The sequence below is a fragment of the Flavobacterium sp. genome (assembly GCF_965284515.1).
In the GTDB taxonomy this organism is placed as follows: domain Bacteria; phylum Bacteroidota; class Bacteroidia; order Flavobacteriales; family Flavobacteriaceae; genus Flavobacterium.
This window is the reverse complement of record NZ_OZ260089.1, coordinates 1716105-1731862: the sequence shown is the minus strand read 5'-3', so window position 1 is coordinate 1731862 and position 15758 is coordinate 1716105. Positions and strand designations below refer to the sequence as shown.

Sequence of the window (15758 nt, the reverse complement as noted above, 5' to 3'; positions counted from 1 at the left end):
CAAGTAAATCCTTAAATAATTACATTATTATCAACAAAATAATTAATTTTAATGATTTAGTTGCCATATTCCTAACGTTTTTAATGAACAATTAACAATTCTTAATCTAGAGTTTTGTTTCATATTGCTTTATATCTTCTAATTAATTACATTTGTAAAATATCAAATAATTCATACTATGAACAAAACTGCGACTAAAGAAACTTTATCTTTTGAAGATTTCAAGAAAGAAGTCTTGAGTGATTACAAAATTGCTACAGTAAGTAGAGAATGTAGCCTTTTAGGACGTAGGGAAGTTTTAACTGGTAAAGCAAAATTTGGAATATTTGGAGACGGGAAAGAAGTTCCTCAACTTGCTCTAGCAAAAGCCTTTCAAAATGGAGATTTTCGTTCTGGTTATTATCGTGACCAAACATTTATGATGGCTATTGGAGCCTTGAATATTGAACAATTTTTCGCAGGATTGTATGGTCATACTGATATTAGCTTTGATCCAATGAGCGCAGGAAGACAAATGGGAGGACATTTTGCGACCCATAGTTTAGATGAAAATGGAAATTGGAACAATTTAACCGCTCAAAAAAATTCAAGTGCAGATATATCACCTACAGCAGGTCAAATGCCACGTTTATTAGGTTTAGCTCAAGCTTCTAAAATATTTAGAAACGTAAAAGGCCTAGAAAATCACACTAACTTTTCAAATGAAGGAAATGAAGTCGCTTGGGGAACAATAGGTAACGCTTCTACTTCAGAAGGATTGTTTTTTGAAACAATCAATGCTGCTGGAGTATTACAAGTACCAATGGTAATGAGTGTTTGGGACGACGAATACGGAATTTCTGTTCATGCTCGTCATCAAACTACTAAAGAGAATATTTCGGAAATTTTAAAAGGTTTCCATAGAGAAGAAGATACAAATGGTTACGAAATTTTACGTGTTAAAGGTTGGGATTACCCAGCATTGGTAGAAACATACCAAAAAGCATCAAAAATTGCACGTACAGAGCATGTTCCTGTATTAATTCATGTTAATGAGCTAACACAACCACAAGGACATTCTACTTCAGGGAGTCATGAAAGATATAAAAATGCAGATCGTTTAGCTTGGGAAGCGGAATACGATTGTTTAGCTCAAATGCGCCTTTGGATGATAGCAAATAATATTGCAAATGAAGAAGAATTAAGCGAAATAGACAATGCTTCTAAGAAAGAAGTTTTAGACGGTAAGAAAGCGGCATGGTCAGCTTTCACTGCACAATTTAAAGCAGAACAGCAAGAGTTGGTTAGTATTCTAAATTCAATTGCAGCTTCAAGTCCAAATAAAATATTTATCGAAAAATACTCAAACGATTTAGCTTCAATCAAAGAGCCCATTCGTAAAGAAATCTTAACAACCGCTCGAAAAGTATTGCGCTTAATTGTAAAAGAAAGCGGAAAAACTCAATTAGCAGCTTGGATTACTACTTATACCAATAAGATACAACCAAAATTCAGTTCGCATTTATTTTCTCAATCAGATAAAAATGTAGCATCAGTAAAAGAGGTTAAACCATCATATGATGAAACTGCAGAAGACGTTGATGCTCGTTTAGTATTACGTGATAATTTCGATGCCATTTTTTCAAAATATCCAGAAACATTGATTTTTGGAGAGGATTCAGGTAATATTGGTGATGTTAACCAAGGTTTAGAAGGAATGCAAGAAAAATACGGAGAATTTCGTGTTTCCGATGCAGGAATTCGTGAGGCTACAATTCTTGGACAAGGGATTGGAATGGCCATGAGAGGTTTACGTCCAATTGCTGAAATTCAGTATTTAGATTATTTATTGTATGCTATCCAAATCATGAGTGATGATTTAGCTACTTTACAATACAGAACAAACGGAAGACAAAAAGCGCCTTTGATTATAAGAACTCGTGGACATCGATTAGAAGGTGTTTGGCATTCTGGTTCTCCTATGGGAATGATTATTAATGCAATTCGAGGAATTCACGTTTTAGTCCCAAGAAATATGACTAAAGCAGCAGGGTTCTACAATACTTTGTTAGAAACTGACGAACCTGCCTTAGTAATTGAATGTTTAAACGGCTATCGATTAAAAGAAAAAATGCCAACTAACTTAGGCGAATTTAAAACCCCTATTGGAGTTGTTGAAACTATAAAACAAGGTACTGATATTACTTTAGTATCATACGGATCAACACTTCGATTAGTTGAACAAGCTGCAAATGAATTAGAATCTGTTGGAATAAGCGCTGAAATTATTGACATTCAATCATTATTACCTTTCGACATTAACCATGATATTGTTAAATCAGTAGCTAAAACAAACCGTTTATTAGTAATTGACGAAGATGTTCCTGGTGGAGCAAGTGCATTTATTTTACAAGAAATTATTGAAAACCAAAAAGCATACAAACATTTAGATAGTGAACCACAAACATTAGCTTCACAAGCGCATAGACCTGCCTATGGAACTGATGGTGATTATTTTTCTAAACCAAGTGCAGAAGATATTTTTGAAAAAGTTTATGCTATAATGAATGAAACAAATCCTTCAAAATATCCTAGTTTATATTAATATGAACTTTATTAAATAAGAAAAGGCCTTTAATTAAAGGCCTTTTCTTATTTAATCTCTTTTAAAACTTCAATAAAATAATCGATTTCTTCTCTAGTGTTAAACTGACTGAATGAAATTCTTAAATTAGGAAACTTTTGTTCTTCTTCATTTAAAAATTCAGCTAAAACATGTGAAGGCTTGATACTTCCACTCTGGCAAGCGCTTCCTCTTGAAACAGCAATTCCTTTCATATCTAAGGCAAAAAGTAACATAGACGCTTTAGAAGCATCAATTGGTAACATTACATTTAAAATATTATATAATGTATTGGTCCCATTCACTTTTAAGTTTGGAAAAACAGACAATAATGTTGACAAACAATACGATTGTAAATCCATTATTGTCTTTTTATTTTCATCTAAATTATCCAAAGAAACCTCTAAAGCCTTTGCCATTCCTACTACTTGATGCACAGCTTCTGTTCCAGCACGAAGACCTTTTTCTTGCTCTCCACCATAAATCATTGGTTGAATAGCTAAACCCTTTTTAATATAGGCAAAACCAATTCCTTTTGGGCCGTGAAATTTATGCGCTGTTGCAACTGCAAAATCAATTGGTAATTCATGTAAATTTAAATCAATTTTCCCAATAGACTGAACAGTGTCGCAATGAAATAAAGCTTTGGCAGCAACACATAACTTCCCTACTCTATCAACATCTAAAATAGTTCCAATTTCATTATTTACATGCATTAAAGAAACTAAAGTTGGTTTTACTTCATGAAGTAATTTTGCCAAATGCAGATAATCTATTAATCCGGTAGGAAGAATGTTAATATATACAACTTCAATATTGTTTGTTTTTTCTAAATGCAGAATGGTATGTAAAGTAGCGTGGTGTTCAATTTTTGAAGTAATGATTCTTTTAATCCCTAAATCTTGTACTGCACTTTGTAAAATTAGATTAGTCGCTTCGGTAGCGTGAGCAGTAAAAATAAGCTCTGAAGCCAGTACATGCAATCTTTTAGCAATGCTTTTACGTGCTGTTTCAAGCAAATTTTTAGCACTTCTTCCATAACTATGTGTAGATGAAGGATTACCAAAATCATTTTGCAAAACAGACACCATAGCATCAATAACCTCTGGATAAAGAGGAGTAGTTGCTGCATTGTCTAAATATATTTTTTTCATGTTTTTATTTTCAAAAAACAAAGATAAGAAAGTAAGTTATATTAAATCTGTTAAACTAAAAAAGTGAGAAGTCAACTTCTCGCTTTTCAATTTGATATATTTATTAATGTGAACCTTCCGTCTCAATAGTATCTACATCGATACCTTGCTTTTTAAGTATACCCTTTACTAAAAATGCAAATAGAGTTAGATATCCAAAACAAACTACAGCAATAATATACGATTGATGGATTCCAATAATATCTGCTAATTTTCCTTGAATTGGCGGGATGATACCTCCACCTAAAATCATCATGATTAAAAAAGCAGACCCTTGAGATGTATATTTTCCTAATCCTAGAATTGACAAACTAAAAATAGATGGCCACATAATACTACAAGCTAAACCACCAGATAAGAATGCATAAATAGCAGTTGTTCCAGTTGAAAACAAACCTAATATCATTGCTACAATACCAAATAATCCAAAAATGATTAAAGTACGAGCGGGTTTATCTTTGGTTAAGAAGAAAGCCAATATTTGTAAAAACACACAAACAACGTAATAGTATAGTGGTTTCATGTCTTTACCCGAAACAATATTCACAAATAAAATAACTACAAAAGCTATAAGTGGAACTATAATTAATGCTAAAGTCTTTCTCATTCCTGATAGATTGAAAGCATTAATGGCTCCTGCCCAGCGACCTATCATCAAACTTCCCCAATACATTGATATATAAGGAGCTATTTCAGAAGATTGCAAACCTCCAAAACTTTCTAACTTTAATAATTCACCTAAATTACTTCCTATAGCAACCTCAACTCCAACATATGTAAATATTGCTAGCATACCTAGAACCAATTGAGGGTATTGCATAGCCCCCCAACCTTCTGATTTTTTTTGCGAAGAAAAATAAGAAAAGAATATACCCCCAAGAACCACTAAAAGCGCTCCAAATAACCAATACATCCTCTTATTTTCAATTTTTGTTTTTAAAACAGATAGTTTACCTTCTTTCGATTTTAAATCGCTTAAATAGGCCGAAAGTTGATCACCGCTAAAATCTTTTAATTTTGAATGATTTACAGGTGTTTTAGCCGCTTTTAATTCATATTCAATAGTTTGTATTACTTTTGCGTCATCACTTTTATAACTTTGAAAAACTGGGACAAACATAACCCCTAATAAAATAGTCATTACAACTAGAGTTTTTAAAGCTTTATCTGCTTTTTCCATTGGTTCTTTAGAAATTCCCGCAGGTACTTTCTTTGAGAAATAAAACAACGCTGCCGAAGCCAAAAACAATAACCCAACTCCAACATATAAATAAATAACTTTATTCAATTCTAAACTTGCTATTTGTTCATCAGTAATAGAAACAGCTGAACCAAAAAGAGCAAAACCAACTAATATAGGACCTATCATGGTTCCGAAAGAATTAATTCCGCCTCCTAAATTTACTCTACTCGCTCCTGTTTTAGGGTTTCCTAATAAAATAGCAAATGGATTTGCAGCTGTTTGTTGCAATGAAAAACCTAAAGCAACAATAAACAATCCTGCTAACATTCCAACATATAAATTAGCTTGAACTGCCAAAATCATAGCTCCTGCACCAAGAGCCGAAAACAACAAACCGTAAACAATACTTTTTTTATACCCCCAAGAACTAACAATATCACTATTTTTTGCAGTACCTAAAACAAATAAAATCAAAGCGCCTAAGTAGTAAGCTGTATAAAAAGCAAAGTCAATTAATTGTGATTGAAATTGATCCAAACTAAAGTAATGCTTACAAAATGGAATAAAAATACTATTTCCAGCTGCGATAAATCCCCAAAAGAAAAATACCGTAATTAATGTATATAATGCTGGGTAATTTGTTTGATTTAAGTTAGAGTTGTTTGAATTCATACAATTATTTTTTTAAAGCCTAAAGATAGTATTTTTAGCATTTAACAAACATTTTAGTTTAAATAAAATTATTCGTTTAAATTTGCTATAAATTTAGAATCTAAATATGAAGAAGTTTTTTGCTCTAGTACTTACTATTTTTTTATTTTCATGTGATGATGGAGACATTACATTACAATCTTTTGCTTTTGAGACCCAAAGTGTTCAAAAATGTTCTGACAATAATTTGATTTTTAAAATTAAAAATGACGAGTTATTATTAATAGACATTTCAGAAAGTAATTTTGTAAACACAGTAACTCCAGACGGTACTCCAAGAGAAGTTTCAATCAATTCTACAAATAGAGTTATTTATAGAAAATATTCTGCAAATCTAACTTCAACAACTATTTGTTCTATAATTCCGCCTGCGAGTCCAGTTGTAAATAAAGAATGGAACGCAACCGGTGGTAAAATATTAATAGAGACTGATGAAGTTTTTGATACTGACGGAATTACTATTATAGGATATACACATAATATAACATTTGAAAATGTTAGCTTTTCAAATCCTGATAACACTTTTAGTTTTACATCATATATTTTTGGAGATTACGAAACTGATCTTTAATAACTTTTAAATTTTTAAAAAAAGCTCCAAGAAATCTTGGAGCTTTTTTTATTATCTATTTAAACTTTGTTTAATATAAACTTCAGTTGCACCGACACCATATTTTTGATAACTAGCTTCTTTAAATGTAATTCCATCATACTTAGAAAATAAAAATTCTAACTCTGATTTCAAAACTCCTTCACCAACTCCATGAATAAAAACAAGTTTTGGCATACGCTTTCGAATTGCAAATTCTAATTGACCTTTTGCATTATCCATTTGAATATTTAATATCTCAAAATTAGATAATCCTCGGAAGTTTTTGACTAATTTTTCAATATGTAAATCAACCTCTAAAACAAACTCATCCTTCTTGTTTTTCTTCTCTTTTACAAAATAACGTTTTTTTTTCTCCGCTTTATCATTTAAAACAGAAGTTAAACTTTTAGACGAGAATACATTGTTTAAATGATTGATATTGTTTATTTTAATTAATTCATTGACAAAATAAGTCATCACAAATCCATCAATTGTTTCTATAGTAATAGATGTATCTTTAATTTTTAAAACTACTCCATCTATATCTTCATCTAATACCGAAACTTTATCTCCTATTTCAAAATTATGCATACATCAAACTATTAAAAAAATTCTTTATCGTTACTTATTCAAAGATAAAAAAGTTAAAACAAGAACATAATTTTTGTCTCTCTATTTTTAAAATAGTAAACTTTTTTACACTTCTACTCTACCTCTTCTTAAATCATTTTATGGCAAAATAAAAATGATTTATTTGAAACTCATTTATTTTTGGCACGCATATTGGATATATCAAATCAAGGAACTCAAAAAAAGAGTTTTAAGTTTAACCTTTAAATTATTGTATCATGAAAAAAATTACATTTTTAGTTGCAGGAATATTATTCTTCGGAATGAATATGGCAAAAGCATCAGATAAAAAGGTTTTAACTGATGATGAAGGAAGAGGTAGATACTATGTAGACTACAGAGATGCAGAACCAATTGTATTTTTAGAAAGAGGAGTTGAATTTTATGTTTTTCCAAACGGAGAGTTTGATTTCAATACAGCTTCTAATCATTATAGCGCAAATCCTAGACCGAGAAGAGGTTCAATAAACAATACATATGGAGCTCCAGGAACATATTCTAATTATGGGCCTAGAGATAGAGGAATTAGAATTGAACACGATTATATGGGGCGCGTTAGAAGAGTGGGAAATGCATTTGTCAATTATGACGCTTATGGAAGAGTAAAAAGAATTGGTAATGTATACATGAGATACAATAGCTTTACTTTAACACAAGTAGGTGGTTTAAAAATCATCTATAACAGAAGAGGTCACATTATTGATATTGTAGGATTTGTAAACCACTACAGTACTCATTACAACTACAACCCAAGAGGCAATAATAGCCATGGATATGGTAACAACTATAATGATGACTATGGGAACGATGATAATGATGAAGATTATTATTACTATAAAAAAGACGGTACAAAAGCTAAAATGTCTAAAGAAGATATAGAAGAAATAAAAAAGAAGTAAAAAATTACTACGTAATGTTAGTAAAGTTGGTTGGTTTGTTTAAAAGTCCTGTGGAACTAAGAAGTGAAGCAGGATTTTTTATGAATCAGAATTCAACAAACGAGCCAAATCTCCAGTGAGCGATTTTCTGCTATATTTTTGCAAACCTACTGCATGAACACTTAAGTTTTTCATTAAAAAAGATTCAAAATAAATAGAAATTTGACTTTTTAAAGCTTCTTTTTCATTGTAAGTAAAGAAAACACCAGTATTTGTCGATTTGATAATTTCTTCAAAATCAGCTCCTACCGGACCTAAAGCTAAAATTGGTCGCTCAGAAACTATATATTCGAACAACTTCCCAGGAATAATACATTTTGTTTCAGGAGAATTAATTTCAATAAGTAATAAAATTTGTGAAGATTTTTGTTCTTGTAATGCTGTTTCATGAGATACATATCCCATTAAATTCATATACTTTTCTAAACCATGCTCTTTTATAGAAGAAACAACTTCGTTACTAACTGCGCCAATTAATTTAATCTCAAAATGAGAAGCAAATAAAGCGTTTTCAGCAACTAACTCATTTAAAACCCTCCATAAGATCAAGGGATTTCTTTCTGATAGCAACGAGCCTATATGAGCTAAAGTGAATTTTTCGTCTCTATCTCTTTTAATTGTTTTTTCTTCATCGTAACCGTTTGTAATTACAGAAATAGGCTTTAACGTAATAGCTTCAAACTCTTTTTTTGTAGTTGGAGAAGTAACAATGATTGAATCACAACTATTTAATACTTCTTTTTCTAATTTTTTATGCGTCTTTGCTGCCCAATTACTCAATTTTAATTCTTTATGATAACCAATAGTTGTCCAAGGGTCTCTAAAATCTGTTATCCAATTGATATGCATTTCCTTTTTTAATTGCAGACCAATTAAATGCAGACTATGAGGTGGTCCTGTTGTAATTACAGTATCAATATTATTTTCTACTAAATATTTTCTCAAAAAAAGAATAGAAGGTTTTACCCAAAATATGCGTGCATCCGGAATAAAAATATTTCCACGAATCCAAAGCATTGCTTTTTCAACAAATGATTGTTTCTTTTTATTGGGAATTATCCCTGAACTAATGTCTTTTGTTTTCTTTTTCGAAAAAACAGAAGCAAAACCATACGGTTCAAAGATTTTGTTTTTTACAATAATTGCTTTCTCTGATACTTCACTCAATAACTTCTCATCTAATAAAGGGTATGTTGGGTTCTCAGGAATGTAAACATGTGGTTCGTAACCAAAATCTGGTAAATATTTTACAAATTTCAACCAACGCTGCACTCCTGGTCCACCTGCTGGTGGCCAATAATAAGAAACTATGAGTATTTTTTTGGGAGAACTAATAACTATTTATTTTTCTTATTCTCAAAATACAAGCCACCAATTACCAATAAAACCATTCCTATTGAACTCATTAAAGCAATAGTACTTCCCGTTTTTACCACTTCAGGCTCAAACTTAAATTCAATTGTATGTTTTCCGGCAGGAACTTGTAACCCTCTTAAAACGTAATTTACATTGTAAATAGGAGATTCTTTTCCGTCTATTGTAGCTGTCCATCCATTATTATAATACATTTCAGAAAAAACAGCAAATCCTTCATTTGAATTTTTTGAAGTGTATTTTAAATGATTCGGCTTGTATAAATCAAGTTTTATTGAAGCTAATGAGTCTTTTTTGAATTCAGTATTAGTAAGTTTACTTATAGGATTGGTTGTTAAACTATGTAAGTATATTTCACTATTCTCTTTAGAAATCACCCCTTCATTTTTAGTATCTAAACTATCTAAAGCTTTCATTTCTTCATCAGCAGAATTGACAAATTTAATTTTCTCAATAAACCAAGCGTTTCCATTAGCAAAAGCATTATTCATTGCAAATTGTTGTCCTTGTTCGTTGCTTTGAATAATATATTTCACATTCAACATATTTAAAACACCAACGTTATTATTAGCAATTTGATAATCAAATAATTGCTGCATTCTTCTTGGCTTTGCTGCATGATAACCACCAATTGATTTATGAAAATATGATGTTCTTGCATTACTCATATTTCCTGCAACTTCAAAAACCCTATAATGCGTTGTGTCTTGCAGAATTTGCATGTCAGCTGTTGAAGGTTGAAAAGGAACTTCCATTTCGTTTGCGTTGACAAAACTTTCTTTATTTACGTAATTTTTTGCAATGAAGAATAAATCTCCACACATTAATACTCCTACTAAAACAACAGCTACTAGAGGCTTAAAAGTCTTTTTTATGTATAAATACAAGATTCCAAAAACAGCTATTACAAGCATTATAGATCGAAAAACATCTGATGTGTATAAAGAAGACCTATCTTCTTTTAAAGCTTGCATGAATTCTGGCCCATAAGATTGAAGATAGTAGTCATCGTTAACTCCTGAAAAATCAAATAATGATTTGCCAAATAATAATAAAACTAAAACTCCGATTACAATTGCTCCTGTTTTCCACAATGCATCCCATTTTTTCTCATCTTCCATTTTAAAATAGTTATAAAAACCTAGAACGGCTAAAACCGGTATACATAATTCTAGTAATACTTGAATTGAAGAAACAGCTCTAAACTTATTATACATTGGTATAAAATCAATAAAAAAGTTAGTCATAATACTGAAGTTTTTACCCCAAGATAAAAACAGAGAAAAAAGAACGCCCGATAATAATATATAATTGATTTTCTTTTTTTCATCAAAGAATGAAAGCACTGCAAAAAAGAAAACAATTATACCAATATATGCTGGAGCTGCAACAATAGGCTGATCACCCCAATAAGTAGGCATTTGTTTTACTAAATTAACAGCTTCATAAGGTGGAACACCTTGAGCAGTAATATATTTATACATTTCAGAATCTACACCTAAATCTTCATGATTAGAACCCCCAAAAATTCTAGGCGCTAATAGATTTAAACTTTCTGCTTTACCATAACTGTATTCTGTTATGTATTCATAACTCATAGCATTATCAGAATCTTTCTTTTTACCATCTGACTCATAGCTAAGCTCACTATTGCTTCTTGTTGAAAATTTAGCATATTCGGATGTTGCTAATAAATTTGTAGCATTTGCGCCTATAGCAAGAACACCAGCGATTATAAATACTAAAACAGATTTCCCTAACTCTTTGTACGATTTTTCTTTAATAAATTGGAAGGTATAAAAACCTCCTACAATTAATAATAACAGTAATAAATAATAAGTCATTTGAAAGTGATTCGCTTGAATTTCTAAAGCAGCTGCAATCATGGTTAAAATTCCACCCAAAAGATATCTACTTTGAAACACTAAAAAAACACCCGCTAAAACCATTGGCATATAAGCGATAGCATGTGCTTTTGCATTATGTCCTACACCTAGAATTATAATTAAGTAAGTTGAAAAACCAAAAGCCAAAGCACCAAAAAAGGCTTTCAATGGATCGATTTTCAATACCATTAATAAAATATAAAACCCTAAAAAATATAAAAATAAATAATCTGCAGGTCTTGGTAAAAAACGTAGAACTGAATCTAATTTTTTAATATAATTGTGAGGATAATTTGCACCTAGTTGATAGGTGGGCATTCCACCAAATGCACTATTAGTCCAATATGGTTCAGATTCAGTTTCTTTTCTAAAATCATTTTGCTCTTTAGCCATTCCTGTATATTGAGCAATATCAGATTGATAAATTTTATCACCTTTTAAAATAGGATGAAAATAAATAACTGAAACTAAAACAAATCCTATAATTGCAGCAATATGCGGCAATAACGCTTGGAATTTTTTCATTTAAAAATAGTGTTTTTATTAAAATGCTAAGGTAAATAAAAAAAGGATATTGAAACAATATCCTTTTTTTATGATAATTAAAGTTTTTAATCAACTTCTTCATAATCTACATAATCTCCAACTTTTTTCTTTTCTCGAGGTATTTCTGTTTTCGAATTTTGATTTTGAGAGTGATGATTTGTATAATTTTGTTGTTGCTGAGCTTGTTCATGCATTTTCTGTTGTACTTTATTCATTGCTTTTTGCATTATAATAGGTGCGAAAATTCGAGCCAAGAATTTAAACAGATAATAAAACAATACTATGTAAACTAAGGTTTTAACAAAACCAGCAAATGATGCCATTTCCATATTCATAATTTTAAAATTCAAATTTATAGATATATGTCGAGATTTACATAGTATTGTTTCTTAAAATTATTATAAAAATGTATTTTTGGAAGATAAATTAAACACTTATGAAATATTCTAAATTAATAGCCTTCTTATTCTTGATGACATATCAGGTTCAATTTGCTCAATTTACAGATGAAATTAATTCAAACCGACCTGGAAGGTCTATGATGGCATTTGCTGTTGGTAAATCTGTAATTCAAGCAGAAACAGGATTATATTACAATAATGAAGATCATAATAGCTTAAACTATAAAGCAAATGGTTTTATTGCAGAGTTAGATTTAAGATGGGGGTTATTTTTTGAAGAATTAGAATTAATTGCTGAATTTCAATATCAAAATGACAAACTAACTTCTTCATTTGGAGATCAGAATAGAAGCGCGTTAAAAAAAACAATTTTAGGAGCAAAATATTTAGTGTATGATCCATTTAAAAATTACGAAGAAAAACCAAATCTATACAGCTGGAAAGCAAATCATAGTTTTAAATGGAGACAATTATATCCTGCGGTAGCAGTTTATGCAGGAGTAAATTTAAATTTTTCAGACAACCCTTTCAATTATGCACCAAATGATGTTTTAGATTCAAAAATTAGTCCAAAAGCCATGTTAATTGCACAAAATCATTTTGGCAGTCGATGGGTATTAGTTACAAACTTAATGTATGATAAAATAGGAAGCGAATTTGCTAGTATTAATTATGTTTTAACTCTTACTAGAGGATTTAATGCAGAATGGTCTGGTTTTATTGAAAATCAGGGATATAACGGTAATTATTATTCAGATGGTTTGTTTAGAATTGGTGCTGCGTACTTATTTCATAAAAACATGCAAATTGATGCTTCTTTTGGTAAAAATTTTAAAAATACACCTGGATTAATGAATTTTGGAGTTGGTTTTTCTTGGAGGTTTGCTGAAAACTATGAAGAAGTGAAATTAGAAAAAGATAACGGCAGTAAAATGGATAAAAAAATGAAGAAAAAAGGAGAAAAAGAATCTAAGAAAAGGAAAGACGCAGTAGACTTAGAATAAGATGATCACAATTAAAGAAGCAAAATCAAAAAAAGAGTTAAAAGAATTCGTAATGTTTTCTTTTGATTTATATAAAGACAACCCTTTTTGGGTTCCCCCCATAATTTCAGAAGAGTTAGAAACTTTTGATAAAGATAAAAACCCAGCTTTTAATAGTGCTGAAGTTCATTTTTACTTAGCTTATAAAGAAAATAGAATAGTTGGTAAATTAGCTGCAATTGTGAATTGGGATGAAATAAACATTCTAAAAAAGAGTAAAGTTCGTTTTGGATGGTTTGACGCAATTGATGATATTGAAGTTACCAAAGAATTATTAGAAAAAGTCTATGAATTAGGCAAAAAACATCAACTCGAAATGATTGAAGGTCCAATTGGATTTTCAAATTTAGATAAAGTTGGAATACTTACTGAAGGATTTGATCAATTAGGAAATATGATTACTTGGTACAGTATGCCCTATTACATTGAACATTTTGAAAAGTTAGGACTTACTGTAGAAAAAGAATATATCGAAAGTCTATTTCCCTTTTCTAACATAAACCCAGATACATTTCAAAAAGCGAGTGGACTAATCAAACAACGTTATGGCTTAAAGTCTTTAAGTTTTACAAAAACTAAAGACGTAATGCCTTATGTAGATAAAATGTTCGATTTATTTAACGATACATATTCCATTTTACAGTCTTTTGTACCTATTAACGATATTCAAAAAGAGTATTTTAAAAAAAAGTACATTAGCTTTATAAATCCAGAATACATAAAGTTTGTTCTAGACAAAGATGATAACATGGTAGCTTTTGCTATTATGATGCCGGGTTATGCCCAAGCGCTACAAAAAGCAAAAGGAAAACTGTTTCCATTTGGGTTTTATCATTTATTAAAAGCTAAAAATAATTCTAAAGAAGTTGTATTCTATTTAATTGGAGTAACTCCAGAATATCAAAGTAAAGGAGTAACAGCACTTATTTTTGAAGAATGCTACTTAACTTGTAAATCAAAAGGAATAGAAATGTGTATTAGAACACCTGAACTTAAAGAAAATATAGCCGTACAAAAGCTTTGGAAAAATTTTAATCCAAAAATAAATAAAAGAAGATGTACTTACAGTAAAAAATTATAATGATATTTTTATAAAAAAAGCCTTCTTTAAAGAAGGCTTTTTTTATAAAAATAATTTAAATTACATACTCTCAACTGTTTCTTCTGCAATTCTTTTGTAAGTTCCATTGGTTAACTTTTCGTAAATCGCATCAAAAGCAGTTAATGTTTCTTCAATATCTTGTAAAGAATGTGAAGCTGTTGGAATCATTCTTAATAAAATCATTCCTTTTGGAATTACAGGATAAACAACTATTGATAAGAAAATACCATAATTCTCTCTCAAATCATTTACCATAATCATTGCTTCAGGAATTGAACCTTCTAAATAAACAGGTGTTACACAAGTATTTGTATCACCAATATTAAATCCATGAGATTTTAATCCGTTTTGTAATGCATTTACATTTTCCCATAGTTTATCTTTTAAACTTGGGTTATCACGTAATAATTGCAAACGCTTTAATGCTCCAATGGTTTGTATCATTGGCAACGATTTTGCAAACATTTGTGAACGTAAATTATATTTCAAATAATCAATAATATCTTTATCTGCAGCTAAAAAAGCTCCTATACTAGCCATAGACTTAGCAAAAGTAGAAAAATATACATCTATCCCGTCTTGACATCCTTGCTCTTCACCTGCTCCAGCACCTGTTTTACCTAAAGTACCAAAACCATGAGCATCATCAACTAATAAACGGAAATTGTATTTTTTCTTCATTTCTACAATCTCTTTCAACTTACCTTGTTGACCACGCATACCAAATACACCTTCAGTAATAAAAAGTATTCCTCCTCCAGTTTCAGCAGCCATCTTTGTTGCGCGCTGCAGGTTTTTCTCCATACTTTCCAAGTCATTATGCTTGTAAGTAAATCTTTTCCCCATGTGCAAACGTACACCATCTATTATACATGCATGAGCATCTACATCATATACTATTATATCATTTTTAGTTACCAAAGCATCTATACAAGACATAATACCTTGATATCCAAAATTCAATAAATATGCGGCTTCTTTATTAACAAATGCAGCTAATTCATTCTCTAATTGCTCATGAATTGAAGTATGCCCACTCATCATTCTAGCTCCCATTGGATACGCAGCACCGTATTGTGCAGCTGCCTCAGCATCTACTTTACGAACTTCCGGATGGTTTGCTAAACCTAAATAATCGTTAATTGACCAGTTTAATATTTCTTTACCTTTAAAAGTCATTCTTGGACCAAGCTCACCTTCTAATTTAGGGAAAACAAAATATCCTTCTGCTTGAGATGCCCATTTACCCAATGGACCTTTATTTTGCTGTATTCTTTCAAATAAATCTTTTACCATAATATTAAATGTGTTTTAAAAAACAGTGCAAAAATAAGAATAAAAATGCATTTTTAATAATTTATTTTAACACTCATTTAATTAGTATAAAACGCATAGCAAATGACAAAATAAAAAGTAAAATAAAAAAATGTTGTAAGTATAAAACTTTGACTTATATTTGCAACGAACGACACAGAAATGTGGTTACACGTTCATCATGAAAGTCGATCGCTCCAGATCGGCTTTTGTACTTTTAAGTAGTTTTTTTTAATAAAAAAG

General features: G+C 30.4%; 12 protein-coding genes. 5 read left to right on the top strand and 7 right to left on the bottom strand.

Annotated elements, in window-relative coordinates; all coding sequences use genetic code 11:
- The first annotated feature begins 178 nt into the window (after positions 1–178).
- The gene (locus ACQ65T_RS07990; RefSeq protein WP_430400559.1) at positions 179–2584 is read left to right on the top strand and encodes an alpha-ketoacid dehydrogenase subunit alpha/beta; all 2406 of its coding nucleotides are present in this window, start codon (positions 179–181) and stop codon (positions 2582–2584) included.
- Positions 2585–2631: 47 nt separating this feature from the next.
- Here ACQ65T_RS07990 and ACQ65T_RS07985 read toward each other — a convergent pair whose 3' ends face one another.
- Both ACQ65T_RS07985 and ACQ65T_RS07980 read right to left on the bottom strand, forming a co-directional pair.
- On the bottom strand, positions 2632–3756 hold the full coding sequence (locus ACQ65T_RS07985) for a cysteine desulfurase family protein (RefSeq protein WP_430400558.1): 1125 nt from the start codon (positions 3754–3756) through the stop codon (positions 2632–2634).
- A 103-nt stretch (positions 3757–3859) separates the two neighbouring features.
- Entirely contained in the window at positions 3860–5650 is a 1791-nt protein-coding gene (locus ACQ65T_RS07980; RefSeq protein WP_430400557.1) for an MFS transporter, read from the bottom strand.
- A gap of 106 nt (positions 5651–5756) precedes the next feature.
- Between ACQ65T_RS07980 and ACQ65T_RS07975 the strand changes: the two genes are divergently transcribed.
- On the top strand, positions 5757–6260 hold the full coding sequence (locus ACQ65T_RS07975; RefSeq protein ID WP_430400556.1) for a hypothetical protein: 504 nt from the start codon (positions 5757–5759) through the stop codon (positions 6258–6260).
- Between the two features lie 51 nt (positions 6261–6311).
- On the opposite strand, the gene ACQ65T_RS07970 is transcribed toward ACQ65T_RS07975, so the two are convergent.
- Positions 6312–6872 carry a Smr/MutS family protein gene (locus ACQ65T_RS07970; RefSeq protein WP_430400555.1) on the bottom strand — a complete coding sequence of 187 codons (561 nt, stop codon included), beginning with the start codon at positions 6870–6872 and terminating at the stop codon, positions 6312–6314.
- Between the two features lie 257 nt (positions 6873–7129).
- Between ACQ65T_RS07970 and ACQ65T_RS07965 the strand changes: the two genes are divergently transcribed.
- Positions 7130–7810 (top strand): hypothetical protein, encoded by a 681-nt coding sequence (locus ACQ65T_RS07965; protein WP_430400554.1) that lies wholly within the window; start codon positions 7130–7132, stop codon positions 7808–7810.
- Between the two features lie 78 nt (positions 7811–7888).
- On the opposite strand, the gene ACQ65T_RS07960 is transcribed toward ACQ65T_RS07965, so the two are convergent.
- From ACQ65T_RS07960 to ACQ65T_RS07950, 3 genes are all read right to left on the bottom strand, one after another.
- On the bottom strand, positions 7889–9184 hold the full coding sequence (locus tag ACQ65T_RS07960) for a glycosyltransferase family 4 protein (RefSeq protein ID WP_430401344.1): 1296 nt from the start codon (positions 9182–9184) through the stop codon (positions 7889–7891).
- Positions 9185–9186: 2 nt separating this feature from the next.
- Positions 9187–11634 carry a YfhO family protein gene (locus tag ACQ65T_RS07955; RefSeq protein ID WP_430400553.1) on the bottom strand — a complete coding sequence of 816 codons (2448 nt, stop codon included), beginning with the start codon at positions 11632–11634 and terminating at the stop codon, positions 9187–9189.
- Between the two features lie 86 nt (positions 11635–11720).
- On the bottom strand, positions 11721–11984 hold the full coding sequence (locus ACQ65T_RS07950) for a DUF4834 domain-containing protein (protein ID WP_430400552.1): 264 nt from the start codon (positions 11982–11984) through the stop codon (positions 11721–11723).
- A 107-nt stretch (positions 11985–12091) separates the two neighbouring features.
- Between ACQ65T_RS07950 and ACQ65T_RS07945 the strand changes: the two genes are divergently transcribed.
- Together ACQ65T_RS07945 and ACQ65T_RS07940 are read left to right on the top strand one after the other, a co-directional pair.
- Positions 12092–13060, top strand: a complete 969-nt coding sequence (locus ACQ65T_RS07945) for a transporter (protein WP_430400551.1) — start codon at positions 12092–12094, stop codon at positions 13058–13060.
- Position 13061: 1 nt separating this feature from the next.
- Entirely contained in the window at positions 13062–14180 is a 1119-nt protein-coding gene (locus tag ACQ65T_RS07940; RefSeq protein WP_430400550.1) for a GTP cyclohydrolase, read from the top strand.
- Positions 14181–14240: 60 nt separating this feature from the next.
- On the opposite strand, the gene ACQ65T_RS07935 is transcribed toward ACQ65T_RS07940, so the two are convergent.
- Positions 14241–15497 carry an aminotransferase class I/II-fold pyridoxal phosphate-dependent enzyme gene (locus tag ACQ65T_RS07935; RefSeq protein WP_430400549.1) on the bottom strand — a complete coding sequence of 419 codons (1257 nt, stop codon included), beginning with the start codon at positions 15495–15497 and terminating at the stop codon, positions 14241–14243.
- Between the last annotated feature and the right edge of the window lie 261 nt (positions 15498–15758).

Bases quoted from the DNA above. Each gene is read 5' to 3' on its own strand.
- ACQ65T_RS07990 (WP_430400559.1), top strand. From the start codon at position 179: ATGAACAAAACTGCGACTAAAGAAACTTTATCTTTTGAAGATTTCAAG.
- ACQ65T_RS07985 (WP_430400558.1), bottom strand. From the start codon at position 3,756: ATGAAAAAAATATATTTAGACAATGCAGCAACTACTCCTCTTTATCCA.
- ACQ65T_RS07980 (WP_430400557.1), bottom strand. From the start codon at position 5,650: ATGAATTCAAACAACTCTAACTTAAATCAAACAAATTACCCAGCATTA.
- ACQ65T_RS07975 (WP_430400556.1), top strand. From the start codon at position 5,757: ATGAAGAAGTTTTTTGCTCTAGTACTTACTATTTTTTTATTTTCATGT.
- ACQ65T_RS07970 (WP_430400555.1), bottom strand. From the start codon at position 6,872: ATGCATAATTTTGAAATAGGAGATAAAGTTTCGGTATTAGATGAAGAT.
- ACQ65T_RS07965 (WP_430400554.1), top strand. From the start codon at position 7,130: ATGAAAAAAATTACATTTTTAGTTGCAGGAATATTATTCTTCGGAATG.
- ACQ65T_RS07955 (WP_430400553.1), bottom strand. From the start codon at position 11,634: ATGAAAAAATTCCAAGCGTTATTGCCGCATATTGCTGCAATTATAGGA.
- ACQ65T_RS07950 (WP_430400552.1), bottom strand. From the start codon at position 11,984: ATGGAAATGGCATCATTTGCTGGTTTTGTTAAAACCTTAGTTTACATA.
- ACQ65T_RS07945 (WP_430400551.1), top strand. From the start codon at position 12,092: ATGAAATATTCTAAATTAATAGCCTTCTTATTCTTGATGACATATCAG.
- ACQ65T_RS07940 (WP_430400550.1), top strand. From the start codon at position 13,062: ATGATCACAATTAAAGAAGCAAAATCAAAAAAAGAGTTAAAAGAATTC.
- ACQ65T_RS07935 (WP_430400549.1), bottom strand. From the start codon at position 15,497: ATGGTAAAAGATTTATTTGAAAGAATACAGCAAAATAAAGGTCCATTG.